Annotated in this window: 17 protein-coding genes; 10 read left to right on the top strand and 7 right to left on the bottom strand. The window is 64.8% G+C overall.

The genetic code is table 11. The features are described from left to right. Positions 1 to 78 precede the first annotated feature (78 nt). Both ACIQT2_RS07060 and ACIQT2_RS07055 read left to right on the top strand, forming a co-directional pair. Positions 79 to 1545 (top strand): FAD-dependent oxidoreductase, encoded by a 1467-nt coding sequence (locus ACIQT2_RS07060; RefSeq protein ID WP_402944887.1) that lies wholly within the window; start codon positions 79 to 81, stop codon positions 1543 to 1545. 85 nt (positions 1546 to 1630) lie between these two features. Continuing rightward, positions 1631 to 3028: a rhodanese-like domain-containing protein gene (locus ACIQT2_RS07055; protein WP_402944884.1), complete on the top strand. Its 1398-nt coding sequence runs from the start codon at positions 1631 to 1633 to the stop codon at positions 3026 to 3028. 65 nt (positions 3029 to 3093) lie between these two features. On the opposite strand, the gene ACIQT2_RS07050 is transcribed toward ACIQT2_RS07055, so the two are convergent. The 3 genes from ACIQT2_RS07050 to ACIQT2_RS07040 form a co-directional block, all read right to left on the bottom strand. Further along, positions 3094 to 3780, bottom strand: a complete 687-nt coding sequence (locus tag ACIQT2_RS07050; RefSeq protein WP_402944881.1) for a FadR/GntR family transcriptional regulator — start codon at positions 3778 to 3780, stop codon at positions 3094 to 3096. After that, on the bottom strand, positions 3777 to 5060 hold the full coding sequence (locus ACIQT2_RS07045) for an MFS transporter (RefSeq protein WP_400328811.1): 1284 nt from the start codon (positions 5058 to 5060) through the stop codon (positions 3777 to 3779). Before ACIQT2_RS07045 ends, ACIQT2_RS07050 begins: the two co-directional genes overlap by 4 nt. 112 nt (positions 5061 to 5172) lie before the next feature. Continuing rightward, positions 5173 to 6615, bottom strand: a complete 1443-nt coding sequence (locus tag ACIQT2_RS07040) for a PucR family transcriptional regulator (protein ID WP_402944878.1) — start codon at positions 6613 to 6615, stop codon at positions 5173 to 5175. Positions 6616 to 6762: 147 nt separating this feature from the next. Between ACIQT2_RS07040 and ACIQT2_RS07035 the strand changes: the two genes are divergently transcribed. Together ACIQT2_RS07035 and gabT are read left to right on the top strand one after the other, a co-directional pair. Then, complete coding sequence (locus ACIQT2_RS07035) at positions 6763 to 8193, top strand: aminobutyraldehyde dehydrogenase (RefSeq protein ID WP_397324399.1); 1431 nt, start codon at positions 6763 to 6765, stop codon at positions 8191 to 8193. A gap of 92 nt (positions 8194 to 8285) precedes the next feature. Then, positions 8286 to 9641: a 4-aminobutyrate--2-oxoglutarate transaminase gene (gene gabT, locus ACIQT2_RS07030; RefSeq protein ID WP_402944875.1), complete on the top strand. Its 1356-nt coding sequence runs from the start codon at positions 8286 to 8288 to the stop codon at positions 9639 to 9641. 175 nt (positions 9642 to 9816) lie between these two features. Here the strand turns inward: gabT and ACIQT2_RS07025 are convergent, their stop codons facing one another. From ACIQT2_RS07025 to ACIQT2_RS07015, 3 genes are all read right to left on the bottom strand, one after another. Beyond that, a complete protein-coding gene (locus ACIQT2_RS07025; protein ID WP_402944872.1) occupies positions 9817 to 12225 on the bottom strand; it encodes a polysaccharide lyase 8 family protein in 2409 nt (802 codons plus the stop codon). Between the two features lie 181 nt (positions 12226 to 12406). Next, positions 12407 to 13501, bottom strand: a complete 1095-nt coding sequence (locus ACIQT2_RS07020; RefSeq protein ID WP_402944870.1) for a LacI family DNA-binding transcriptional regulator — start codon at positions 13499 to 13501, stop codon at positions 12407 to 12409. After that, positions 13501 to 14526, bottom strand: coding sequence for a hydroxyacid dehydrogenase (locus tag ACIQT2_RS07015; protein WP_402944867.1), 1026 nt, complete (start codon positions 14524 to 14526; stop codon positions 13501 to 13503). Before ACIQT2_RS07015 ends, ACIQT2_RS07020 begins: the two co-directional genes overlap by 1 nt. 256 nt (positions 14527 to 14782) lie before the next feature. Here ACIQT2_RS07015 and ACIQT2_RS07010 point away from each other — a divergent pair, with 256 nt between their 5' ends. The 5 genes from ACIQT2_RS07010 to ACIQT2_RS06990 all read left to right on the top strand — a co-directional run bounded on the left by ACIQT2_RS07010 (position 14783) and on the right by ACIQT2_RS06990 (position 21804). Next, positions 14783 to 15823, top strand: coding sequence for an ABC transporter permease (locus tag ACIQT2_RS07010; RefSeq protein ID WP_400328830.1), 1041 nt, complete (start codon positions 14783 to 14785; stop codon positions 15821 to 15823). Next, positions 15807 to 16754, top strand: a complete 948-nt coding sequence (locus ACIQT2_RS07005) for a carbohydrate ABC transporter permease (RefSeq protein WP_402944864.1) — start codon at positions 15807 to 15809, stop codon at positions 16752 to 16754. The genes ACIQT2_RS07010 and ACIQT2_RS07005 overlap by 17 nt, the downstream gene beginning before the upstream one ends. Positions 16755 to 16783: 29 nt before the next feature. Next, on the top strand, positions 16784 to 18433 hold the full coding sequence (locus ACIQT2_RS07000) for an extracellular solute-binding protein (protein WP_402944861.1): 1650 nt from the start codon (positions 16784 to 16786) through the stop codon (positions 18431 to 18433). Between the two features lie 69 nt (positions 18434 to 18502). Further along, entirely contained in the window at positions 18503 to 20452 is a 1950-nt protein-coding gene (locus ACIQT2_RS06995) for a DUF2264 domain-containing protein (protein WP_402944858.1), read from the top strand. Continuing rightward, positions 20449 to 21804, top strand: coding sequence for an alpha-L-fucosidase (locus ACIQT2_RS06990; protein WP_402944855.1), 1356 nt, complete (start codon positions 20449 to 20451; stop codon positions 21802 to 21804). Before ACIQT2_RS06995 ends, ACIQT2_RS06990 begins: the two co-directional genes overlap by 4 nt. Positions 21805 to 21956: 152 nt before the next feature. Here ACIQT2_RS06990 and rarD read toward each other — a convergent pair whose 3' ends face one another. Next, positions 21957 to 23027, bottom strand: coding sequence for an EamA family transporter RarD (gene rarD, locus ACIQT2_RS06985; RefSeq protein ID WP_402944990.1), 1071 nt, complete (start codon positions 23025 to 23027; stop codon positions 21957 to 21959). A gap of 130 nt (positions 23028 to 23157) precedes the next feature. Between rarD and ACIQT2_RS06980 the strand changes: the two genes are divergently transcribed. Beyond that, on the top strand, positions 23158 to 24597 hold the full coding sequence (locus ACIQT2_RS06980; RefSeq protein ID WP_402944852.1) for an FAD-dependent oxidoreductase: 1440 nt from the start codon (positions 23158 to 23160) through the stop codon (positions 24595 to 24597). The last annotated feature ends 68 nt before the right edge of the window (positions 24598 to 24665 follow it).

The following is a 24665-nucleotide window of genomic DNA, read 5'->3' as shown; positions in this document are numbered from 1 at the left end:
TAGTGCGCGTTATGAGCCCTCAAAACGCGCACAACTGCGACTCAGTTGGGAGGACTGAGAAGAAGAAGGAACACAGCCGTGTCAACTAGCACCCCCGTAGGTTCTGCGGACCGTCCGCTTCGCGTCGCCGTCATCGGCTCCGGCCCTGCCGGCGTGTACGCAGCTGACATCCTGACCAAGAGCGAAGCCGTCAAGAGCGGCGAACTCACCGTCAGCATCGACCTCTTTGACCGCTACCCGGCACCGTACGGCCTGATCCGCTACGGCGTGGCTCCGGACCACCCCCGCATCAAGGGCATCGTCAACGCCCTCCATAAGGTGCTGGACCGCGGCGATATCCGTTTCTTCGGCAACGTGGACTACGGCACGGACCTCTCCATCGAGGACCTCCGCAAGCACTACGACGCCATCATCTTCGCAACAGGCGCCATCAAGGACGCGGACCTGAACATCCCGGGCATTGAGCTTGAGGGTTCCTTCGGAGGCGCCGACTTCGTCTCCTGGTTCGACGGACATCCGGACGTTTCCCGCGAATGGCCGCTGGAAGCCACCGAAATCGCTGTCCTCGGCAACGGCAACGTGGCCCTGGACGTGGCCCGCGTCCTTTCCAAGCACGCCGATGACCTGCTGGTCACCGAAATCCCGGACAACGTCTACGCCGGGCTGAAGGCTTCGCCGGTCACCGACGTGCACGTCTTCGGCCGCCGCGGCCCGGCCCAGGTGAAGTTCACCCCGCTGGAACTCCGCGAACTCTCGCACTCCAAGGACGTCGACATCATCCTCTACGCCGAGGACTTCGAGTTCGACGAAGCCTCGGACGAGGCCATCCAGAGCAACAACCAGGTTAAGACCATGGTTGGCACGCTCACCAACTGGATCGCCGAGCAGCCCGAGGACCTCTCCGAGCTCAAGGCTTCCCGCCGCCTGCACCTGCACTTCCTGCACAGCCCGGTGGAGATCGTCGACTCCCCGGAGACCCCGGGCAAGGTTGCCGGCATCAAGTTCGAGCGCACCGAGCTGGACGGCACGGGCAACGCCCGTGGCACCGGCGAATTCATCGACTACCCGGTCCAGGCCGTGTACCGCGCCATCGGCTACTTCGGTTCGGCCCTGCCGGACGTTGAGTTCGACCACAAGAAGGGCGTCGTAACGAACGACGGCGGCCGCGTCCTGGATGCCGACGGCCAGCACGTTCCGGGCCTCTACGCAACGGGCTGGATCAAGCGTGGTCCGGTTGGCCTCATCGGCCACACCAAGGGCGACGCGCTTGAGACCGTCACGTACTTGCTCGAGGACCGCGAAAACCTGCCGTTCGCCGAGGTTCCCTCCGCCGACGCCGTGGTGGACCTGCTCGACGCCCGCGGCGTGCAGTTCACCAGCTGGGAAGGCTGGCTGGCCCTGGACGCCCACGAGCTCGCCCTCGGCGCAGCGGCCACCGAGGCCGGCACGTCGCACGGTGTTGAGGTCAAGCGTGAGCGCATCAAGGTTGTTCCGCGCGAGGAAATGGTCAGCATCTCCCGCGACGGCGTAGCTGCGCAGGTCTAGTTTTTTATCCGGCAAGCGGGGTCACTCATTTCGAGTGGCCCCGCTGCTGCTTTAAAGGGGTCAACCGTCAGCGGTACCCTGAAGCATGGACGTCGTGGTCATCGAAACGCCCCAGTTGGGCGACCGCAGCTACTTGGTCCACGACGGCTCGGTTGCACTGGTGATCGACCCCCAGCGGGACATCGACCGCATCGAAGCAGCCGCCCTTGAAGCGGGCGTGCGGATCACCCATGTCGCTGAGACGCACCTGCACAACGACTACGTCACCGGTGGGCTGGTCCTCGCGGAGAAACAAGGCGCCTCCTACCTGGTCAACGCCGCGGACCAGGTTTCGTTTGCGCGGGCGCCGGTCATGGACGGCGATACCTTTTCCGTAGGACGCCTGTCCGTGCGGGTGGTCGCCACCCCGGGCCACACGCACACGCACCTTGCGTACGTGGTGCGGGATGAAACGCACGACGGCGGTGCGGAGGCCGTGTTTTCCGGCGGCAGCTTGCTGTACGGCTCGGTTGGACGGACGGACCTCGTGACCCCGAATGACACGGCCGCGTTGGCGCACGCCCAGTACGATTCGGTGCGCCGGCTTGTTTCCTCGGCATCTCCCGACGCGGCGCTCTACCCAACCCACGGCTTTGGATCCTTCTGTTCCATCGGTCCGGCGAGCCACCAGGATGCTTCCACCCTGGGGGAGCAGGCAACGTCCAACCATGCCCTGACCGACCCCAGTGAGGACCACTTCGTGGCAGAACTCCTGGCGAACATCACGGCCTACCCCGCCTACTACGCGCACATGAGCCCCCTCAACGCTGCGGGCCCTGCCGCCGCGGACCTGGATGTTCCGGAATCCGTTGAACCTTCAGAGTTGGCCCGCCGCCTGCACAACGGCGAGTGGGTGGTGGACCTCCGGCACAGGGTGGCTTTCGCGGAGGATCATCTGGAAGGCAGCGTGGCTTTCGAGTACGGCAACGGTTCCAACTTCACCAGCTACCTGGGCTGGGTGATTCCTTGGGAACAGCCGCTCACCCTTCTGGGGTCCCACGAAGAAGTGCACACGGCGATCCGGGACCTGGCGAGGATCGGCATCGAAAGTCCGGATGCCGCCGTCGGGCCTGAAACCCGCGACGGCGACGGCGCAGCCAGTGGCGTGCTGCAGGCCATGGCGCCGGGTGTGCGGCGAAGGAGCTACCCGCACGGCGACTGGAGGCTACTGCTGCGGGAGAGGGCGTCCCAAGACGTGGTCCTGGATGTGCGGAGGCCCGAGGAATTCAAGGTTTCCCATGTGCAGGATGCCGTGAACATCCCCGTTTATGAGCTCCTCACGAGGATCACTGAGTTGCCCGGGACGAGGATCTGGGTGCACTGCGCCACCGGGTACCGGGCCAGTGTTGCCGCGAGCCTGCTGGACCGGGCGGGCCGGGACGTGGTGCTGATCGACGCCCGGTTCCGGGACGCTGCCGGAGCGGGGATCGAGTTAGCTCGCTAGGACGTCGAAAGCCCGCGATTCCGTTGCTGGGCTGCAAGGGAATCGCGGGCTCACAACCTAAAAGTTCAGGACTGAACCGGGCTCTTGTCCGCGCAAAAGTCGAGGTTCCGGTACACGCTGGAGACGGCCGCCTCGGGATCGTGGGCTTCGAGGGCATCCACGAGTTCGTCGTGGCCTTCGCGCGGGATGCCGTTGAAGCCGTCCTGACGCTGCTGGCGGAGAAGGTCGTTGTGGAACACGCCGCCGAAGGATACGTACAGCTGGTGTAACAGGGGATTGCCGGACGCCTGGGCGACGCGCTCGTGGAATTCCCAATCGGCACCGGCCCACGTGGGGTAGTCCTTGGCAAGCCAAGCATCGTGGCGGAGCGCGAGCAGGCGGCGCATTTCGGCGATATCCTCGGCCGTGGCGTGCTTGACGGCAAGGCGGGCCGCCTGGGTGTCCAGCCCCAGCCGGACCTCCACGATGTGTTCCTGCGTGTGTTCCTGGTACATGCGTTGGGCAGCGCCGGAGATCTCGCTGTTGGCCCGCACATACGTGCCGTCGCCACGCCGGACCTCCAGCATGCCCGAGTGCGCCAGGGCCTTGATGGCTTCACGCAAGGTGCCCCGCGAAACGCCCAAGGTGGCCATGAGCTCAGGCTCCGCCGGGATGCGTTCCTGCAACGGCCATTCACCGGACTTGATCATGTCCCGCAGCTTGGCGGTGATCTCCTCGGCCAGGACCGGGCGATGCGAAGGGGTAAGGGTCATGCCGTCCTCGGTTGGGTCTTGGATGCTGTGCGCTTGCTGGTGAGCAGGTGGCAGGTGACCATGAGCGCCACGGCCACGATGGACAGCAGGCTCAGCGGCAACACCCAGCCACCGGTGGCGCTGTGAAGCAGCCCCATGCCGAAGGGGCCGATTGCCGCAATCAAGTATCCCAGTGATTGGGCGATGGTGGAGAGCGCAGTGGTCTCGGCCGTGGAGCCGCCGCTGCGGCTGATGATCACCAGGACCAGCGGGAAGATGCCCAGCCCGAAGCCGAACAGGACTGCCGGGATGACGGCGAGCGACGTGGGCAACCACAGCATGGTGCCGATGGCTACCAGGGTGGAGCTGCTGGCCAGGTACAAAGCAGGGCGCAGCATGCCGGGTCGGGAACCGAACGCCAGCAGGACCATGCCGGCAGCAACGGAGACCAGCTGCATCACGCCGAACTGCAGCCCACTCTCGGAGGCGCTCAGGCCCTGCGACGTGAGGATGTAGGCGAACCAGCTCATCACGGCGTAGGCAAGGAAGGCCTGGAAGGTGAAGATCGCGGTGATGAGGATGCCCAACCGGGTGCGCAGCAGCGGCCACATGGACACCCGGGGACGTTCGGTCTTGGCGGCATTGCGGTGGCTGTGCAGGACCACGGGCAGGAAGCCGAGGAGTGCGGCCACGCCCAGCAGTCCCCAGGCTGCCAGGCCCATGGACGGCGAACCAAGCTGCTGCGCCAACGGAACGCTGACGGCCGCTGCGAACGTGGCGCCACCGGACATGGTGAATGTGTAGAGCCCGGTCATCATGGAGGTGCGCTCGGAATAGTGCTCACGGATCAGCGAGGGCATGGCCACATTGCAGACAGCCAGCCCGGACATCGCCAGCACCGTGCCGCCCAGAAGTGCGCCAGTGGCGGGAACACCACGGACCAACAGGCCTGCCGCCAAGAGCGCCAAAGCGATGAAGATGGCTTTCTCTACGCCTACCCGGCGGGTCAGCCACGAGGTCCCCAGCCCGGCCACGGCGAAGCACAGCAGCGGGATGGAGGGCAGGATCGAGGCCACCAAAGCGCCATAGCCCAGGAACTGCTGCAGTTCGTGGAAAAGGGCAGCGGCGCTGGTGATGCCGGCACGCAGATTGAGGCCGATGAGCACCACGGCAATAATGCCGACGACGGCGACGACGCGCGGCTTGGGCGCGCGGGCACTGGCTACCGAAGCAGCAGCAGTGCCGGCGGGAGAGATCGTAGGGATGTTTCCTGTCGTCGTAGTGAGTGAAGTCGTCGCCATAGTTAAAGGTTAGACGTTTGACGTCTAATGTCTAGACTTCTGTGGCGAATCTCTCCAGCGTGAAACGCAGGGGGCGGTGCGGCACCCAACGGGAGTGCCGCCGTCGTACGTCCTACCGGGGGTTCCGCGACCCCAGGCGCTGGACCGCCAAGGCCAGCCACAACTGCACCCGGTCCTGGGTCTGGGATGGGTCGTAGCCGGTGAGTTCGGTGATCTGGGCCAGCCGGTAGCGGACCGTGTTCCGGTGCAGCGTCAGGGCCTCGGCGACGGCTGCAACAGAACCGTTGTGGTTCAGGTAGCTTTCGAGCGTGGCCACGAGTTCGGCACCATGGGCGGCATCGAACTTGCGCAGGGGAGTGAGGGACTCGCTCGCCATGTCCGCCAGCGGGACGTCTTCGCTCGCCAACAGCAACGACGTCAAACTAAGCCGCTCCGGCTCGTTGACCGGCAGGCCGTGCGCCACGGCGTCGCGCGCCTCGAAGTAGCTCCATCGCAGGCCGTTCGGCTTGGTGTAGGCGCCGCCGATGCCGATCACGGCGTGGATTCCTGCCTCCTGCAGGTGGTCGCTGAGGCTCTTTGCCAGCGAGGTGGCCGAACTGCCGTCGTCCGCCACCACTGCGACCAGGTCCTTTCCGACGACGGCGCTCACGCCGCCTTCCAGCGCCTGCGGCAGCGAGATGCTGACCAGTTGCTTGTGGTGGGCCGTGGATTCGGCAACCAGCACTACGTTTTTCCGGGTGCTGTTGATGCCCACGCCGGCCAAACGACGGGCGGCCTCGATGGTTTCCAGGGTCCCGTGGATGACGTCGTCCAGCACCTGGCCGGCCATGGCGCGCTGGGCCTGACGCTGCTTGACCATGTTGTTGAGTTCAACGCTGATGAGGTTTTGGGCATAGCTGACAATGCCGGAGTCGATGAAGGGCTGGCGCAACCACAGCGTGCAGGCGTCGCGGCGGCCCGTGGGAATCGGATAGGAGGCCCAGCCCTCCGCGGTGGGGGCAGGCTTCCCGGGCAGGCTGTTGTAGAGCTGCGCGCTGAACTGGGTGAGGACCACATCCGTGCGCAGCATGCTGCCGAGTTGCTTCAGTAGTTCTGCCAGTCCGCCGCCGGTGAGGAGGGCGCGGGCCAGGATTTGGTGGCCGGCCAGGAGTCTTTCCAGGTTGGAATAGTGGTCTGCTGAATGCGACTCGGCCACGAGCTTGCCGATGGCGATGAACGGAATCGCGTACGGCACCTCAACCAAGGGCAATCCCCAACGGTTGGCCTCGGCGATGAGGGGTTCCGGAACTGCCTCGTGGGTGAGCCCGATGCCAAAGCCGATGCCCACGGCGCCCGCACGCTGGACCTGCCGGACAAAGCGCCGTTGGTCCGCGGCACTCTTGAGGCGCAAGCCGGTGGTGAGGACCAATTCGCCGCCGCTGAGGAAACGTTGCGGATCCTCGAGTTCGGTCACTGCCACCCAGCTGATGTCCTGGTTCCACGTGGTCTCCGCAGCGCCCGTTTTCCGGAGTTTCAGGGAGGGGACAGCAAGGAGGGAAGCGAGGGACATAGCCATGGATACAAGGGTAACCCGGCACTGGGCAAGCGCACTAAGAGCCGGGTCAGTGAGTGTGCAGCTGGCTATTCCGTGGGGCACCTCACTGGCATAGGCTCTGATCAGCTAACCAGCCCATGCCAACACACCGAAAGAGGGTTGCACACCGTGGTTCAAACCTTGCAGAACTTCATCAACGGCGAATTCGTCACGCCGTCAGGTACGGGTCTCCTGGATGTCGTGAATCCCACGAACGGGGAGATCGTCGCCAAGTCGCCCATTTCGGTGCAGGCAGATGTTGACGCTGCCATGGCCGCCGCCAGCGAGGCTTTCAAGACCTGGAAGCACGTCACCCCCGGCCAGCGCCAGCTCATGCTCCTCAAGCTCGCCGACGCCGTGGAGGCCAACAGCGACGAACTCGTCGAAGCGCAGCACCGCAACACGGGTCAGGTCCGTTCCCTCATCGCCTCCGAGGAAATTGCCGCCGGCGCTGACCAGCTCCGCTTCTTCGCCGGTGCCGCACGCCTGCTGGAAGGCAAGTCTGCCGGTGAGTACTTCGAGGGCCACACCTCTTATGTGCGCCGCGAACCGATCGGCGTCGTGGCGCAGGTTGCGCCGTGGAACTACCCGTTCCTCATGGCCATCTGGAAGATCGGCCCCGCCTTGGCCGCGGGCAACACCGTCGTCCTGAAGCCCTCGGACACCACCCCGGAATCCACCTTGGTCCTGGCACGCCTGGCCGGCGAGATCTTCCCGGCCGGCGTCCTCAACGTTGTCCTGGGTACCGGAGAAACCGGCTCGCTGATGGTGGAGCACAAGGTCCCCGGCCTGGTGTCCATCACGGGTTCGGTCCGTGCAGGCATCGCGGTTGCCAGTGGTGCAGCCAAGGGCCTCAAGCGCGCACACCTGGAACTCGGCGGCAAGGCCCCCGCGATCGTCTTCAAGGACGCCGACATCAAGAAGAGCGCCGCGGCCATCGCCGAGTTCGCCTTCTTCAACGCCGGCCAGGACTGCACAGCGATCACCCGCGTGCTCATCGAGGACTCGGTCCACGATGACGTGGTGGCGGCAATGGTGGAGCACACCAAGACCCTGCAGACCGGCTCGCAGAACGACGAAGACAACTACTTCGGCCCGCTCAACAACGTGAACCACTTCAACGCCGTGACCTCCGTGGTGGAGAACCTGCCGGAGAACTGCAAGATCGTCACCGGTGGCCACCGTGCGGGCGAGAAGGGCTTCTTCTTCGAGCCCACCATCATCACCGGCGCCAAGCAGAGCGATGACATCGTGCAGAAGGAAACCTTCGGGCCGGTCATCACGGTCCAGAAGTTCACCACCGAAGCCGAAGCACTCGAGCTGGCCAACGACGTCGAATACGCCCTGGCTTCCAGCGTCTGGACCACGGACCACGGCACGGCCATGCGCATGAGCCGCGACCTGGACTTCGGTGCCGTCTGGATCAACACCCACATCCTCCTCACGGCCGAAATGCCCCACGGCGGCTTCAAGCAGTCCGGCTACGGCAAGGACCTCTCCATGTACGGCGTCGAGGACTACACGCGCATCAAGCACGTGATGAGTGCGCTGGACGCATAACCCCTTCGCATAGCCCCTCCGGCTCCCCACTTCGCTTCGCACCGGCCAGGACCCCGGCCGGTGCGGCCCCCATCAGTAAAGAAGGAAACTCCATGACCACCACCGCGAACGAACTCTCGTACCGCATCGAGCAGAAGCGCAACATCAACGGCGCTTTCCCCGGCCCCAAGTCGCAGGCACTGGCTGAGCGCCGCTCCGCCGTCGTTGCTGCCGGCGTCGCTTCCGGCGTCCCCGTCTACGTTGAAGACGCCGACGGCGGCATCATCCGCGACGTCGATGGCAACTCCTTCATCGACCTCGGCTCCGGCATCGCCGTGACCAGCGTCGGCGCGTCCGATCCCGCCGTCGTCGCCGCTGTCCAGGACGCAGCCGCGCACTTCACGCACACCTGCTTCATGGTGACCCCGTACGAGGGCTACGTCGCCGTTGCCGAGCAGCTGAACCGCCTCACCCCGGGCGACCACGCCAAGCGCACCGTGCTCTTCAACTCCGGCGCCGAAGCGGTGGAGAACGCCGTCAAGGTTGCCCGCCTGGCCACCGGCCGCGACGCCGTTGTTGCTTTCGACCACGCCTACCACGGCCGCACCAACCTGACCATGGCACTGACCGCCAAGGCCATGCCGTACAAGACCAACTTCGGCCCGTTCGCGCCCGAGGTCTACCGCATGCCCATGAGCTACCCGTTCCGTGAAGAGAACCCGGAAATCACCGGTGCCGAGGCCGCCAAGCGCGCCATCACCATGATCGAGAAGCAGATCGGTGGCGACCAGGTTGCCGCGATCATCATCGAACCCATCCAGGGCGAAGGTGGCTTCATTGTTCCGGCCGAAGGCTTCCTCCCGGCACTGTCCGCCTGGGCCAAGGAAAAGGGCATCGTCTTCATTGCTGACGAGGTCCAGTCCGGCTTCTGCCGCACGGGCGAATGGTTCGCTGTTGACCACGAGGGCGTTGTCCCGGACATCATCACCATGGCCAAGGGCATCGCCGGCGGCCTCCCGCTGTCCGCGATCACCGGCCGCGCCGACCTCCTCGACGCCGTCCACCCGGGCGGCCTCGGTGGCACCTACGGTGGCAACCCGGTTGCCTGTGCAGCAGCACTCGCCGCGATCGACACCATGGAACAGCACGACCTCAACGGCCGGGCACGCCACATCGAGGAACTCGCCCTGGGCAAGCTCCGCGAGCTGGCCTCTGAAGTTTCCGTGGTTGGCGATGTCCGTGGCCGTGGCGCCATGCTCGCCATCGAACTGGTGCAGGCCGGTTCCAAGGAGCCGAACGCCGAGCTCACCAAGGCTGTTGCCGCCGCTTGCCTCCAGGAAGGCGTCGTCATCCTGACCTGTGGCACCTACGGCAACGTGATCCGCTTGCTTCCTCCGCTGGTCATCAGCGACGAACTGCTGCTGGACGGTCTTGACGTCCTGGCGAAGGCCATCAAGGCGCACGCTTAAGGTCTTGCTGCGAGAGGCGGGCCGGGGGTTCCCCGGCCCGCCTCTTTTGCGTTGGACGTTACCGCTGATTTCGCGGGAAACCGTCGATTTCGCACGGAACCTTCCGGCGGTTTCGCAGGTTTCCGGGCGGGTTCGACGGCGGTGCTCGCCGGGCAGGTTCGACGGCGGAGCTCGCCTAGGCGCCCAGCGTCAGGTTCTTCTGGTGGCCATGACCGTCGAGCTGGACCTCGATGGTGTTGCTGCCCACCAGGGTGACGCCCTCATCGGCATTAAGCAGGGTGTTCCACGTGCCGGGAAGAGTGATCCGGACGCTGGCCTGCGTCCGGGACGGATCGGCAATCGAGACGGTGAGCTTGCCGCCTGTTTGATGTGTGGCGAGCGTACATGGACCGGATGCCGCATGACCGGCCGCATCAACTGCCGCAAAGAAATTGGCCAACACCAGGCCTTCCTTGCCCACCTGGATCATCTGGGCCTCCGCCGAGTTGGCCAGCACCTTCACGTCCGGGTTGGCCGACTGGGAAAACGTGGCGTCATGAGTCGCGGCAGGCAGCATCATGTAGGCGTAGCCGGACCCCAAGGGATCCTTGCCATGCCGGTGCGTCAGCGTCACGTAGTCCCGCGTGACGTTGTCCTTGCTGCCGCCCGTATCTGCTCCGGAGTTGACGTCATACCAACTGCCCGTACGGCGGACCACGGCCACTTCGGGACTGCCCGTGACTCCCGGTGCGTCAAGGAAAACATAACCACCGTGACCCTCAAGATGGAGCGAGCGCTTCAGGACCACGGCCGCATCCCCGGGGGCCATGGCGCGGTTCCGGGAGTCGGTCCGCAACGCCGGTACCTTGCCCTGGGCATAGGCGCGGTTTTCGATGGTGGTCTGCACCGAAGCGCCACCTGTGCCGGTGATGGCCGAACCCAGGCACACCACGGCGTCGTCGAGGAAGAACCACGACTTCCTGCCGGAGAGGGTCTTGTTGTGGTTGAGGTGGTCCATGCCGATGACACCCCAGCGGCCGTCGATTGTGAGCCCACCCGCGAAGGCCTGGTAGGCGCGGGGAATGCCTGTTCCTGCTCCGCCGGCACCGCTGGCACGTACCTGATCGTTGACCGTGGTGCCGGGCAGTCCATAGGGGTCCACGGTGGGCCAGAAATCGGCGCTGAACTGTGACGGGTCCTGCCTCGTGTACACGAACGTCATGCCGTCACCCTGGTACCAGCCCAGGTTGTTCTCGCTGTTGCCCCATTCGTAGCGGCCAATGCGCTTCGATGAGAGGTTGACGGTGCAGCCCCACGCTGGCCGGTGGTGCACCAGCCTGTCCTGGTCCGCGAACATACGGCTATAGACCGGAGCCGGGGCCGCCGTCACGGAGGCATCGGACAACACCGACAGGGACAGCAAGGACTTCGCCAGGCTTTGCGTGGGGTGGCCTACCAACTTCTGGTCCGCGCACCGTTCCAACCACCCCTTCGCCAGTGCCAGGAAGTGCGAACGGTAGGGCTCTTCGCAGCCCGGGGCCAGCAAGAGGACAGCGGAGATCAAGCCAAAGCCGCTCACGTAGTCCGGCTCGCGCTGGCGGGAAACGGCACGCCCGCGCACGGTGTCCATGATCCGGCCGTCCCATACGAACGGAGCGTACGTGTCTTCGATGGCGTCCAGGAGCACTGATTGCTTGGGGTCGTTGATGGCCCAAGTGCTGCCGCCCAGCATCGCGATGATTTCGGCAATGCCGGCCAAGGCCACCACCCCGTAGGTCCCCGCGTAGGGCAGGTAACTGTGCTGCACGAACGAGCCGTCCGTGTAGAAACCATCGCCGCTGGTCACGTAGGTGAACACGCTGTTGGTTCCTCCGCGCACGGTGTCGCTCAAGGCGTCCCTGCCCAAGGCGATCTCATCCGTGTTGTTGTCCAGGATGCCCCGCATGCTGCACGCCAAGGACTTGTCCACGCGGTTGGCTCCGGTCTCCGCCAAGGATGTAGCACGCCCGCGCCAATTCGGGTTCGGCGCGAACCAACGGACTGCGGCGAGCAGGGAAGTCCTGAGGGACTCAGGGATCTCCGCATACAGCAGGGTCAGGATGTCCACCGACTTCCGCGGAACCCCGATCTCCCAGAACCACCAGTTTCCGGCGGCTCGGATGCCGGGGTTGTAGGCAGTGTCGTTGAGCAGCTTGAGCCCGGCGACGATGTCCGCCGCGAGCTCCGCGTTGCCCGCGTAGGGGTTACCCGGCACGGCGTACCCCAAGGCCATGTCGTAGAGCCTGTTGAAGTGCAGCCCCAGGTTCCCCGTTGCCGTGGCGGATTGTCCGATTCCGGTCAACGGGATGTCGTTCCAGAGGGAGGTCCGGACGGGGGCTTTATCCATGGAAGTCCACCAGTTTCCGGCAGTTTGCCCCATTCCTTCCAGCTGGGTGGCGAGTTCGGGAACACCTTCTGCGCTCCGTGCGCCGGTGAGGACCAGCTTGCGGCGGTCGATGAGTTCCTTGAGCCCTGCCGGTGCTGCCAGGGCGGGGCTGGCCTTGGCCAACATGGCTCCGGCGAGGGCAGCTGCGCCTGCAACGTGGAAAAGGGTCCTGCGGCTCATGTGGTGTCCTGTTGAGTTCAAAACTGCTCCGTTTCGAGAGGTGTGGCCGCAACTAACTGGCAGTAGTGGTTGTTCCCAGCCCTGAGAACAACCACTAGTGCCAGTTACATGGGTGCGGCGGAAATTTTCAGCAACCCTACGATCAGGCGAGGCCCACCTCAACAGAAGTGAACAGAAGTGCTCAGGATCTGCTGGGTGGTGACACCGAATCGCGGATCACGATGTGCGTTCCGACGGTGAGGGTGTTGTCTGCGGTGGCACCGGCGTCGTGGGGAGTGGCTGCCAGTGCCAGCCGGACGGCTTCGCGCCCGAGTTCTTCCAGGGGGACCCGCACCGTGGTGAGGCGTGGCCGGAGTTCACTGGCCACCGGAACGTCGTCGTAGCCCACCACGGAAATGTCCTGGGGTACCCGGAGGCCCCGCTCTTCCAAGGCTTCCAGGATTCCGGCGGCAACAAGGTCGTTGGCGCCGAACACGGCCGTGAAGTGGAGGTCCTGGTCCAGCAGTTCCCTCATCCGGCTGTAGCCGAAGCCCCGGCCAAAGGCGCCCTCGTGTACCAGATCAGGATCCCGCTCGATGCCCCGGGCATCCAAGGCGCGGTAGAAACCTGCCAGCCGTGAGGCCGTGGTGGAGAAATCGCGGGGGCCGCCTACGTACAGGATCCTGCGGTGCCCCTGCGAGATGAGGTAGTCGGTAATAGCGAAGGCGCCTCCTTCGTTGTCATAGGTGACCATCTTGGTGGGGACACCAGGGCCCAGGGAAGGGCGGCCGCACAACACCAACGAGGAACCGGCGGCTGCCAGTGCCCGCGCGCGGTCGGCCATCTGCTTGCGGTACCGGGGATCGTCCGAGGCTCCACCCACCACGATCACGGCATCCGTCCGCTGCTCGCGCATGAGGTCCACCAGGGCAAGTTCGCGTTCCTTGTCCCCATGGGTTGCCGTGATCAGGCATAGCCGGCCTTCAGCGCTCGCCTGCCGTTCAACACCGCGGGCGATGTAGGCAAAGAAGGGGTCCGCAACATCATTGATGATGATGCCCACCGTGCGCGTGGTGGCTCCTGCGAGGGCCCTTGCGTGGGCATTGGCCACGTAGCCCAGTTCTGTCACGGAACGGAAGATGCGCTCACGGGTGGCCTTGGCCACGGGATAGTTGCCGCTGAGGGCCCGTGACACGGTGGCCACTGACACCCCGGCGGCCTGCGCGACGTCGGCAATGGTTGCGCCGGTGCCGCTGCGTCCGGGGAGCTGGTCTGTGGGGGAACTCTTTTCAGTCACTAGGCGATTCTCGCAAGATCCGCGGCCAATACCGGATAAGCCAGGGGTAAGCCCTCGCTCAACCTGCGAACTTCGGTCACCGCATGGCTGCCCAGGCGGTGCACCTCATTCCCCAAGGCGCCTGCGATATGGGGTGTGATGACCACGTTGGGCAGCCCATGGAGCGGAGAGCCCGACGGGAGGGGCTCGGGATCTGTGACGTCGAGGTAGGCATCCAGCCGGCCGGATACCAACTCTTCGGTCAAGGCGGCGGAGTCGATCAAGGCTCCCCGGGCCGTGTTGACCACCAGGGTCCCGTCCTTCATGAGTTCCAGTTGTCGCCGGCCGATCAGGCCACGCGTCTCGGCGATGTCCGGGGCGTGGACACTGACCACATCCGACAGTGAACAGAGTTGGTCCAGCCCCACAGACTCCACTCCCAGGCGGGAAGCCTCGACGGCGTCCAGGTAGGGATCGTAGACCAGGACCCTTGCGTCGAGGTTCTTGAGCAGGCCGATCACCAACCTGCCCACGCGGGAGGCTCCGATGAGCCCGATGGTGACGCCGTTGGTTCCGATGGACGGGAATCCCAAGGTGCTTCGTGAGGCGCCTGTGGTGCGGAGTTGCTCGCTGAAACGCCGGGCACGCTTCAAGCCCATGACGATCGCAGCAAACGTGAACTCCGCGACCGGGACGGCATTGGCTGAGGCCGACGACGACACGTCGATGCCGCGTTGGTACACCTCGGGTGTCAGGAAGGTCTTGACCGTTCCGGCGGCGTGGACAATGCAGCGAAGGCGGGGGAGTTGGTCCAGCACGCGGCCGTCGATGACGGGCGCACCCCAGCCGGTGATCAGGAGCTCCGTATCTGCGAGCTCCCCCAGGGCGCCAGGTGCCGAGAAGTCGCTGACGGGCTGGTCCCTGACAAGCCTCACGATGCCGCGCAACCTGGCTCGGTCCTCCGTGCTGAACAAGGTGGGCAGGACGTTGCGGCCCATCACAAAGGCGGCCTTGATGGTGCCGGCCTGCTGGAGCTTGGTGGTCACGTGGATCCCATCGCATCTCGTAGAAAGTTATAGAAAGCGTTTGCTATTTGATCGCCACAGTAGGTGCGTGGTCTGCCGCCTGTCAATCGCTCTACATACCGAAAAGTGCGGCTTTGGGCATGTTATTGACATCACATAGGTTCTCTGGATAGCTTGTCACGCATAGTAAACGCTTACTATTCCAACGCGGGGCGCCAGAGTACCCCAGCCACTCCACACCGCCCCGCACGCCAAGGGGCGCAGACAGAGGACAAGCATGAGCACCAACAGCCAGACACTGCCGCCCCAGGCGAGGTCCGACGTCGGCGGGCAGGCCCCGGTGGCGGAAGGCCGCCGTCGTTCACGGCCTCCGGGCGCAACGCTGCCCGGGCACCGCAAGCAAAGCCTCCTGGCCAGGATCCGGCGCGACAAGGTGATGTTGCTGCTGATCGCCCCGGGGTTCCTTTACTTCGTGGTGTTCCACTACGTTCCCTTGGCCGGCAACATCATCGCGTTCCTGGACTACAAGCCCTACCTCGGCTTCATGGACAGCGTGTGGGTTGGCCTGGAAAACTTCGCGGCGATGTTCCAGGACGGCGCCTTCTGGGAAGCCCTCCGCAACACGCTGGTAATCACGGGACTCCAGTTGGCGCTGTTCTTCCCGGTGCCCATTTGCCTGGCGCTGCTCTTGAACAGCATCGTCTCGGACAGGATCCGGAAGTTCGTCCAAAGCGTGGTCTACCTGCCGCACTTCATCGGCTGGGTGATCATCGTTGCGGTGTTCTCCGAAGTCCTGGGTGCCACGGGCGCCGTTCCGCACCTGCTGGAAAACCTCGGGCTGCCGCGCTTCGACGCGATGACCACTCCCGAATTCTTCCCTTTCCTGGTGACCATCCAGTCCATCTGGAAGGACGCTGGCTGGGGAACCATCATCTTCCTGGCGGCGCTCATGAACGTGGACCAGGAACTGTATGAAGCGGCCGCCGTGGATGGCGCGAGCGCGCGTCACCGCTTGTGGCACATCACGCTCCCCGGAATCATGCCGGTGATCATCCTGCTGCTCATCCTCAACCTCGGCAGCATTCTCTCGGTGGGCTTCGAACAGATCGTGCTGCAGCGGGACAACGTGGGCCCCGGCGCCGGTGAAGTGTTGGACACCTACGTCTACTTCCACGGCATCCAGGACGGACAGTGGGGTCCGGCCGCGGCGGTGGGACTAGTGAAGGGCGTTGTTGGCCTGGTCCTGGTCCTTGGCGCCAACAAGCTCGCGCATTTCTTTGGACAGGAAGGTGTCTATTCCAATGGCAAGTCAAAGTAGCACCCTGGTGGCCCGTCCGGGGCGCGCCGGCGCCAAGGCCAGGGTAAACCGCCGCAGCCAGCGGCCGGCCTGGATGGAGAAGCCCAACACTGCTGTCCAGTTGTCCAAGGCCATTGCCCTGGTGGCCATTTGCTTCCTGGCCCTCTATCCGCTGCTCGCCGTGCTGGCCACGAGCCTGTCCAGCCAGTCGGAGATCGCCGCCAACAACGGACTGGTGCTCTTCCCGAAAGAGCCCACGTTCGCCGCGTACCAAACCATCTTTGCCGGGGGCGTGGTCACGGACGCCTTGGTCCGTTCGCTCCTGATCACGACCGTTGGAACGGCCCTTTCCCTGCTGGTCACTGTTGCCATGGCGTACGGCCTGACCCGTCGGGACCTCGTAGGCGGGCGCTTCTTCCTCATGACGGCACTGTTCACCATGCTCTTCAGCCCCGGCATCATTCCCAGCTTCCTCATGGTCAAGGAACTCGGCTTGCTGGACAGCTACGCCGCACTGGTCCTCCCCACGCTGATGAGCGCGTTCAACCTGGTGGTGGTCCGCTCCTTCTTCATGAACCTCCCGCAGGAACTCTTCGAGGCCGCAAGGATCGACGGTGCCGGGGACTTCCGCATCCTGGTCCAGATGGTGCTGCCCCTCTCCCGGGGTGTGCTGGCCGTCGTCGGGCTTTTCTACGCGGTGGGGTACTGGAATGCCTTCTTCAACGCGATGCTCTACCTCAACGACGACAAATGGCCGCTGTCCATGATCCTTCGCCAGTACGTCCTCCTCGGCCAGCCCATGGGGGACTCGGCAGTCGCCGAAGTGGCGGTGCCGTCCCAAGCGATCCAGATGGCCGTCGTCGTGATTTCCCTGGTCCCGATCGTGATCGTTTTCCCGTTCCTCCAGCGCTACTTCACCAAGGGCGTCCTCACCGGCGCCATCAAAGGCTAATCAACCATTCCACTTGAAAGGGAAGCCCCATGAACGCAGTACCCTCTGCCGGCCCCAGCCGCCGGAACTTCCTCTCGGTCGCAGGCATCGGCGCCTTGGCCCTGTTCGGCGGCGGCGCCCTGGCCGGTTGCGGCCAGCGAACCACCGGCGTGGCCTCCAACGCGAGCGAAGCCCTGCTGCCCACCACCGTTCCGCTGAAGGCGTCCATGGCAGACATTCCAGGCACTGCCGAGGGCGTTCCGGCCGCGTTCTACAAGTACCCCGCCCCTTTCCGGAGCGTCGCGAAGGCGCCCTTGAACGGCGGCAGGATCACGGCGATCACCAACCTCTTCGGCACGGCCCCGAATGGCCGTGCCGACAACCCGGCATGGCAGGCGATCGAAAAGCGACTGGGTGGGCAAGTGGACATCACGTCCGTGTCCTCGGACGATTACGCCACCAAGTTCAACACCATCATTGCCGGCGGCGAACTGCCGGACCTCATGCTCAACGACGGTGCCGCCGTGCCGAACATCGTGGAGTTTCTCCAAGCGAAATGCGCTGATCTCACTCCGTTGCTGGGCGGGGACAAAGTCAAGGACTACCCCAACCTGGCTGCCATCCCGGAGGTCTTCTGGAAGCAGACCGTCCAGGCCGGAAAACTGTACTCCTTGCCCATCCCGCGGAACCTCACGGGCGGCTCGGGCTTCGTCAACCAGACTCTCCTGGAAGCCGTGGGCCTGAAGTCCACCGAGGACATCAAGGACAAGGACGATTTCTACCGTGTGGCCAAGGAACTGACCAACCCTGCCAAGAACCAGTGGGCCCTGGGCAGCACCAAGTTCGGGCTGACGATGCTCCACCACATGTTCCGCACCCCGAACGTCTGGAAGAACGACGGCGGCAAACTCACCAGGGCGTTCGAAACGGACGAATACTTTGCCGCGATCGAATTCGCCGCCAAGCTCTACAAGGACGGCCTGTATGTCCCGGGTTCCGAGGGCTGGACCAAGTCGCAAATGGTGAACTCCTTCATCTCAGGCAAGGTAGCCATGATCTATGACGGCTTGCCCGCGTACATCGGTCCCACGGGCTACGGGCGCAGTGTTCCGGCAGCGAACAAGGCCAACAAGGCGGTCCCGTTCATTCCGGTGGGCCACGACGGCGGCAAGGCCCAGACGTGGCTGGACAACATCACTTTCGCCACCGTGATGCTCAAGAAGGCCGATGAGGCCAAGCTCAAGGAAGTCCTGGCCGTGGCCAACTTCCTGGCCGCACCGTTTGGCAGTGAAGAGTACCTGCTGCTCAACTACGGTGCAGAGGGCGTGGACTACACGCTGGATGCCAACGGCAACCCCGTGGTCACCGACCGCGCGCTCCTGGACAACGCCGTGCCGTGGAAGTACCTCGCAGCTCCCCAGCAGGTGGTCTACGATCCCAGCAACAAGGACATTGTGGACGTCATGCACAACGCCTATTCCAAGCTCATTCCCCTGGGCGTGGAAGATCCGTGCGGCACGTTGTTCAGCCCCACGAATGCGAGCAAGGGGGCCAAGCTCGGCCAGCCAGTCTCCGATGCTGCCACGGCGGTCATTGCGGGCCGTGGTTCCATGGACGCACTCAAGACTGCGGTGGCGGACTGGAAGAAGAACGGCGGAGACACCATCCGCGGCGAATACGAATCCGCCCTGGCCAAATAGCGCTCCGGCCGCAATCAGACTCATCAGCGTGCATCAGCCCTCCCGCACCAGACCCAAGGATCCAGCACCGTGAAACAGCCCTTCCCCACCAACCTGCCCTGGCTGCCCAAACCACAGACCGCACCCTCCCCGTTCACGGGCTGGACGCGGGCACAGTGGGAGGCCACAGCCGATCACTGGCTGGAGCACATCCGGAACTATTCCAGCCCGCTCAAGGCCAGTCCAAGGCTCCCCGGGCGCGTCACCCGCGACGGCGAGCGCCGCGAGGGCATGGAAACCATTGGCCGGAGCCTGTTGCTGGCGGCTCCGCGCATCGTCGGAGCCCGCGGCCAGGACCGTTTGGCTTTGGCGGAGTGGTACCGCGAGTCGTTGCTGGCCGGTACTGATCCCGTGGGCAAGGAACGGTGGCCGTTGGGCGTGACCTGCAAGTCGCCGTTGCTGGGGGTGACCAATTCGATCGTGGAGGCGGCCAACATAGCCTTCTCACTGTTCATTGCCCGTGAGTGGTTGTGGGATCCGTTCACGGAGTCGGAGAAGAAGCAGGTGGCCGGCTGGTTGCGGCACCACGCCCGCTTGGAGGTGTGGGGCAACAACTGGCAGCTGTTCCCTGCCATGGCCGAGGGGTTCCTTCGCTCGGTGGGCGAGGATGTCTCCGGCTGCACGGGCGGGCGCAACGTTGCCCGGGTGGAATCCTGGTACCTGGGCGATGGGTGGTACACAGATGGTCCGGAACATTCGATCGACTACTACAACGCGTGGGCCATCCACCCCTATCTCTGGGCCTGGTACAAGATGACAGGGCGGGAGGAAACCCCTGACGGGCAGCGGCATCTGGAGCGTTTGCGTGAGTTTGTCTCGACGCAGAGCCTGATGTTTGCCACGGACGGGGCGGTGCTCCATGTGGGGCGTTCCCTGGCGTACCGGACAGCCGTCCTGGCAGCGTTGTGGTGCGCTGAAATGTCCGGAGTGAATCCGTTGTCCTCCGGGGCCACGCGGAGGTTGGCGTCAGGGGTCTTGGCGAACTTCACCGCCCACGGCGTGGGTGTCGACGAACCCCTGAGCCTGGGGTGGTACGGTCCGCATGAAGGATCGTGCCAGGCCTACAGCGGTTTTGGCTCGCCCTATTTGGCCGGCATTGGTTTCCTGGGGCTGGCCCTTCCGCCGGAACACCCGGTGTGGCAGGACGTGGAGGAGCCGCAGCCCAGCGATGGTCCGCCCATCGTTCGCCCGCTGCCGGACCTGGGGTGGACGTTGGGTACCCACGGAGGCCTGTCCCGCCTGACCAACCACGGCAGCGACCATTGCGGCCTGCCAGTTGGCGGTGGACCGGATCCGGACGATCCGCACTATGCCAAGTTCTCCTATTCCACCCACACCGCGCCGGGAACGGGACAGGCGTGGGCGGACAACATTGACGGCCACCTCGCGTTGCTGGGATCCGACGGCGTGGCGAGCCGGCGTTGTGCGCTCCGAGGCAGCCGCACGGACGGCGTGGTCAGTGGCTCGGTCCATGTTCCGCAGTTGTACGGCAAGGCGCTCGCGGGTACTGCCGTCACCACGGTGTCGGTAACCAGGGGGATCCACGAAGTGCGCTGCCATCTGGTGCGCGGTCCGGTGGATTACCGGGTCCGTGAGGGTGGCCACGCGGTTGCAGGCAACCAGCATGTGTCCGTGGGAACGTCCTGCGCTACCGCCTGGGTGGACAATGGCGACGTCTTCGCGGCGGTCACCGGGCTGCATGGCTGGGAGGACGCTGGAACCACCTGGTACACGGGGGCCAACGCCATGGGTGAACACTCGGCGGTGCCGCATCTCGCTGCCCGGCGGAGCACGGAGCAAACAGTGCACGTGGCCCTGCACACGCTTACCCGGGGTCCTGCCCCGGCACCCGAATCGCTGGAGGCGATGGCCGCCGTCGTGGTTTCCGGTACGGAAGTTACGGTGAGGTGGGCGGACGGCGGTACCCAATCCGTTGACCTGGCGTCGTTCGTGCCGTGGGACGGGCAGGTGGGGAAGTGATCGAGCTCAAGTACGGTGCTTCACGCGAGAATCCCCGCGAGGATGACGCCATGCGGCGCTTCCGCGGACACCGCGTGGGCCAATTCATCCACTGGGGTCTCTACTCCTTGCCCGCGGGCCGGTGGGAGGGCAAGGACGTGGAGTTCGCGGCCGAGTTCCTCCCGCGGATCGCCGGCATTCCGCAGGCGCGGTGGGAGGCGCTGGCCAACGACTTCACGCTGGCGGACTTCGACGCCGGCGCGTGGGCAGACACAGCGGTGGCCCTTGGAGCCAAGTACATGACCATCACCACCAAACACCACGACGGTTTCTGCCTCTGGCCCAGTGCCTACACGGACTTCCACATGGGCAACACTCCGTCCGGCCGTGATGTCCTGGCCGAACTCATCGAGGCCTACACGGCCCGTGGGATCGATGTCTGCTTCTACTATTCCGTGCTCGATTGGCACCACCCGGACTGGCGCTTCACGTTGGAGAACGACGGCGACCACGCGGCTTTCGCACGCTACCTTGACTTCGCGATGAAACAGTTGGAAGAGCTGGCGGACAGGTATCCGGACGTGAAGGGGTTCTGGTTCGACGGGACCTGGGACGAGTCGGTGAAAGCCAACGGCTGGTGGACGTGGGAGGTGGAGAAAATGCTCAAGGAACGCATCCCCGGCGTGGTGGTCAACAGCCGCTTACGGGCCGACGATTTCGGTGCGCGGCACGTGGATTCCAACGGCCGGCTCATGGGCGACTACGAGAGCGGATACGAGCGCAGGCTGCCCGAACCCTGGAACACCGGCGTTGCCAAGCGCGATTGGGAAGCGTGCATGACCATTCCGCAGGCATCGTGGGGTTACCACCAAGGCGAATGGGCGCAGTCCACGCTCAAGCACCCCCTGGACATTGTGGACATGATCGCCCACTGCACTTCCCTGGGCGGGAACCTGCTCTTGAATTTCGGGCCCCGTGGCGACGGTTCCATGGCTCCCGCCGAGGTGGACATCGCACGCGGCGTGGGGGAATGGCTCGCGGTGAACGGTGAGGCGGTGTACGGCTGCGGCTTTGCTGACGGTTGGGAATACCCCGGCTGGGGGTACTTCACCGAGGACCAGTCCACAGGCAGGGTTTTTGCGATCGTCACGCGTATGCCTGCCTCAGGGCGGATCCGGATCCAGCTGCCGGGCGGATTGGCCCTCGTGGGCCTCCGCTTGCTGGGCTCTGGAGCCCATTCGTTCAAGCCGTTGGCGGATTCCTTGGTGGAGGTGGACGTTTCCGGGATGCGGGGTGTGCCCGTGTTGGGCCTGGAAACCGCCGAACGCGCGGGGGAGGGCTTGAGGGAGCCAAACCCGGACGTGCTCACGTAGGGGCCCGTACTGTTCCCACGAACCCGGCCAACTCCCGGGAAGCCTGCGCTTTCGCCGGGAAACTTCCAGCGAACCTGCAGGGTTCCCACGAACGCGGCGAAACCCGGCGCAACCCGGCGCAGCGTTCCCAGAACCCGGCGAAACCCCGGGACTCAGGCAGCCGCGAGCTTCGCCTGCCTCCGGAGCACCGCGTTCTTCCGGGCGGTCCGGAGCATGTCGATGGTGAGGAGCACCAGGGCCAGCCATACCACGCAGAAACCGATCCAGCGGGCCGAGGTCATGGCCTCGTGGAACACGGTGAGCGCCACGATGAACTGGAGCACCGGGGCAAAGTACTGGAGCAGGCCGATGGTGGTCATGGGCAGGCGGCGGGCGGATGCTCCAAAGAACAGCAAGGGAACCGCGGTGATGACGCCCGAGGCCAGGATGAGCCAGAAGTGTCCCGGACCTTGGGTGGTGAGCGTGGCAACGCCGGTAGCTCCGAGGACCACCATGGTGATGGCTGCGAAGGGGGCCAGCACCACGGTTTCAACGGAGAGGCTGGTGAGCGCGTCCACCTTGGGTCCCACCTTCTTCTTGACGAAGCCGTACAGGCCAAAGCTGAAGGCCAGGAGCAGCGCGATCCACGGGAGCTGCCCGTAGGAGAACGTCAGCACGCCAACGGCGACGAAGCCGATTCCCACGGCGGCCCACTGCAGTGGCCGCAGCTTTTCCTTCAGGACGAACACGCCCAGGAGCACGGACACCAAGGGGTTGATGAAGTAGCCGAGGGAGGTCTCCACCGCATGGCCGGTGGTGACACCGAAGGTGTAGGTGAGCCAGTTGACCGCGATCAGGCCTGCTGCCAAGGCCAGCGGTCCCATCACTGAGCGATCCTTCACCGCAGCAAAAAGGGTTCTCCAGGACCGCGTGATCGTGATCAGGAGGGCACAGAAAACCAAGGACCAGACAATCCGGTTGGCGACGATCTCGATGGCTCCGGCCGGTTGCAGCACGAAGAAGTAGAGGGGGAGCAGACCCCAGAGCCCGTACGCGCCGATACCAAACAACACACCCGTGGTGGTCTCACTCCGAACCGGTTTCACCGCAACAGCACCCGAATCCGTACTGCTGCCACCGCCGCCCGCCGTCGTGGGCTGGTTCGAAGAGGACGTGGCTGCGGTGGTTTGTTCGGGTGTCGACACAAAAGCGCCAACACCACCCGCGGACGCAATATTCCGCAATATTCCCTGAAACATTAGGAATTTGTGTGAGTCCTGCCATATGAGCGGCCGGGGCAGGGGTCGAGATCTAGAATTGGAAACCTGCGCGCCCCAACAACGGGCGTGGCTCACTGCTTCGGAAGGGCTCCCGGTGTCTGACTCAGCCGCAACAACCCCCAGTCGTCCACTTCGCGTTGCGATCGTCGGCGCAGGCCCGGCCGGTGTGTACGCCGCGGACATCCTGACCAAGTCCAACGAGGTCAAGGACGGGCAGGTGGATGTCAGCATCGATCTCTTCGAGGCGTACCCCGCGCCGTATGGCCTGATCCGTTATGGCGTAGCGCCGGACCACCCGCGCATCAAGGGAATCGTCAACGCGCTCCACAAGGTGCTGGACCGGGGCGATATCCGCTTCCTGGGTAATGTGACGTACGGCCGGGACCTGACGCTGCACGATTTCCGGGCTTTCTACGACGCCGTGATCTTCTCCACCGGAGCCATCAAGGACGCCGACCTGAACATTCCGGGGATCGAACTCGGAGGTTCCTTCGGCGGCGCGGACTTTGTCTCCTGGTACGACGGCCACCCGGACGTTCCCCGCGACTGGCCCCTTGAAGCCAAGGAGATCGCGGTGATCGGCAACGGCAACGTCGCACTCGACGTCGCCCGCATGCTGGCCAAGCACCCCGAAGAACTCCTGGTCACCGAAATTCCGGACAACGTGTACCAGGGCCTGAAGAAATCGCCGGTCACGGACGTCCACGTGTTTGGTCGCCGCGGCCCTGCGCAGGTGAAGTTCACCCCGCTGGAACTGCGCGAACTCTCGCACTGCAAGGACGTTGACATTGTCCTGTACCCGGAAGACTTCGAGTTCGATGACGCCTCGGATGAGGCCATCCGCACCAACAACCAGATCAAGACCATGGTCAACACCCTGACCAACTGGCTGGTGGAGGAACACGCCGAGTCGGAGCAGCCGTCCTCCCGCCGCTTGCACCTGCACTTCCTGCACAGCCCCGTGGAGATCCTGGATTCGCCCGATAACCCGGGCACGGTGTCCGCCATCAAGTTCGAACGCATGGAATTGGACGGCACGGGCAACGCCAAGGGCACCGGCGAATTCATCGAGTACCCCGTCCAGGCCGTCTACCGGGCCATCGGCTACCACGGCTCGCCCCTTGAGGAACTGCCGTACGACGCCCGCCGCGGCGTCATCCCGAACGACGGCGGTCGCGTCCTGGGTGCCGACGGCCAACCCGTACCGGGAATCTACGCCACGGGCTGGATCAAGCGCGGTCCGGTGGGCCTGATCGGGCACACCAAGGGGGACGCACTGGAAACCATTGGCTGCCTGCTCGAGGACCGGCTGAACCTGCCCCCGGCGGAGAACCCCGACCCCCAGGCCATCATCAACCTCCTGGAGGAGCGTGGCGTCGAGTACACCACGTGGGAGGGCTGGAACCGGCTGGACGCCCACGAGGCCGCCCTGGGTGAGGCGTGGTCCGGTGGCGCGGACAATGGCGACGGCGTGGTCCGGGAACGCATCAAGGTGGTCCCGCGCGAGGAAATGATCCGCATCTCCCGCGGCTGAACCCCGGCGCAACCTGGCCGGCGGCAGGCATCGCTGTACCCAAAGCCCGGGTGCCGAACTAGACTGGC

The organism is Paenarthrobacter sp. NPDC090522, from assembly GCF_044769225.1.
In the GTDB taxonomy this organism is placed as follows: Bacteria; Actinomycetota; Actinomycetes; order Actinomycetales; family Micrococcaceae; genus Arthrobacter.
Note: the sequence above shows the minus strand (reverse complement) of the source record. Positions and strands in the feature narration are given on the sequence as shown.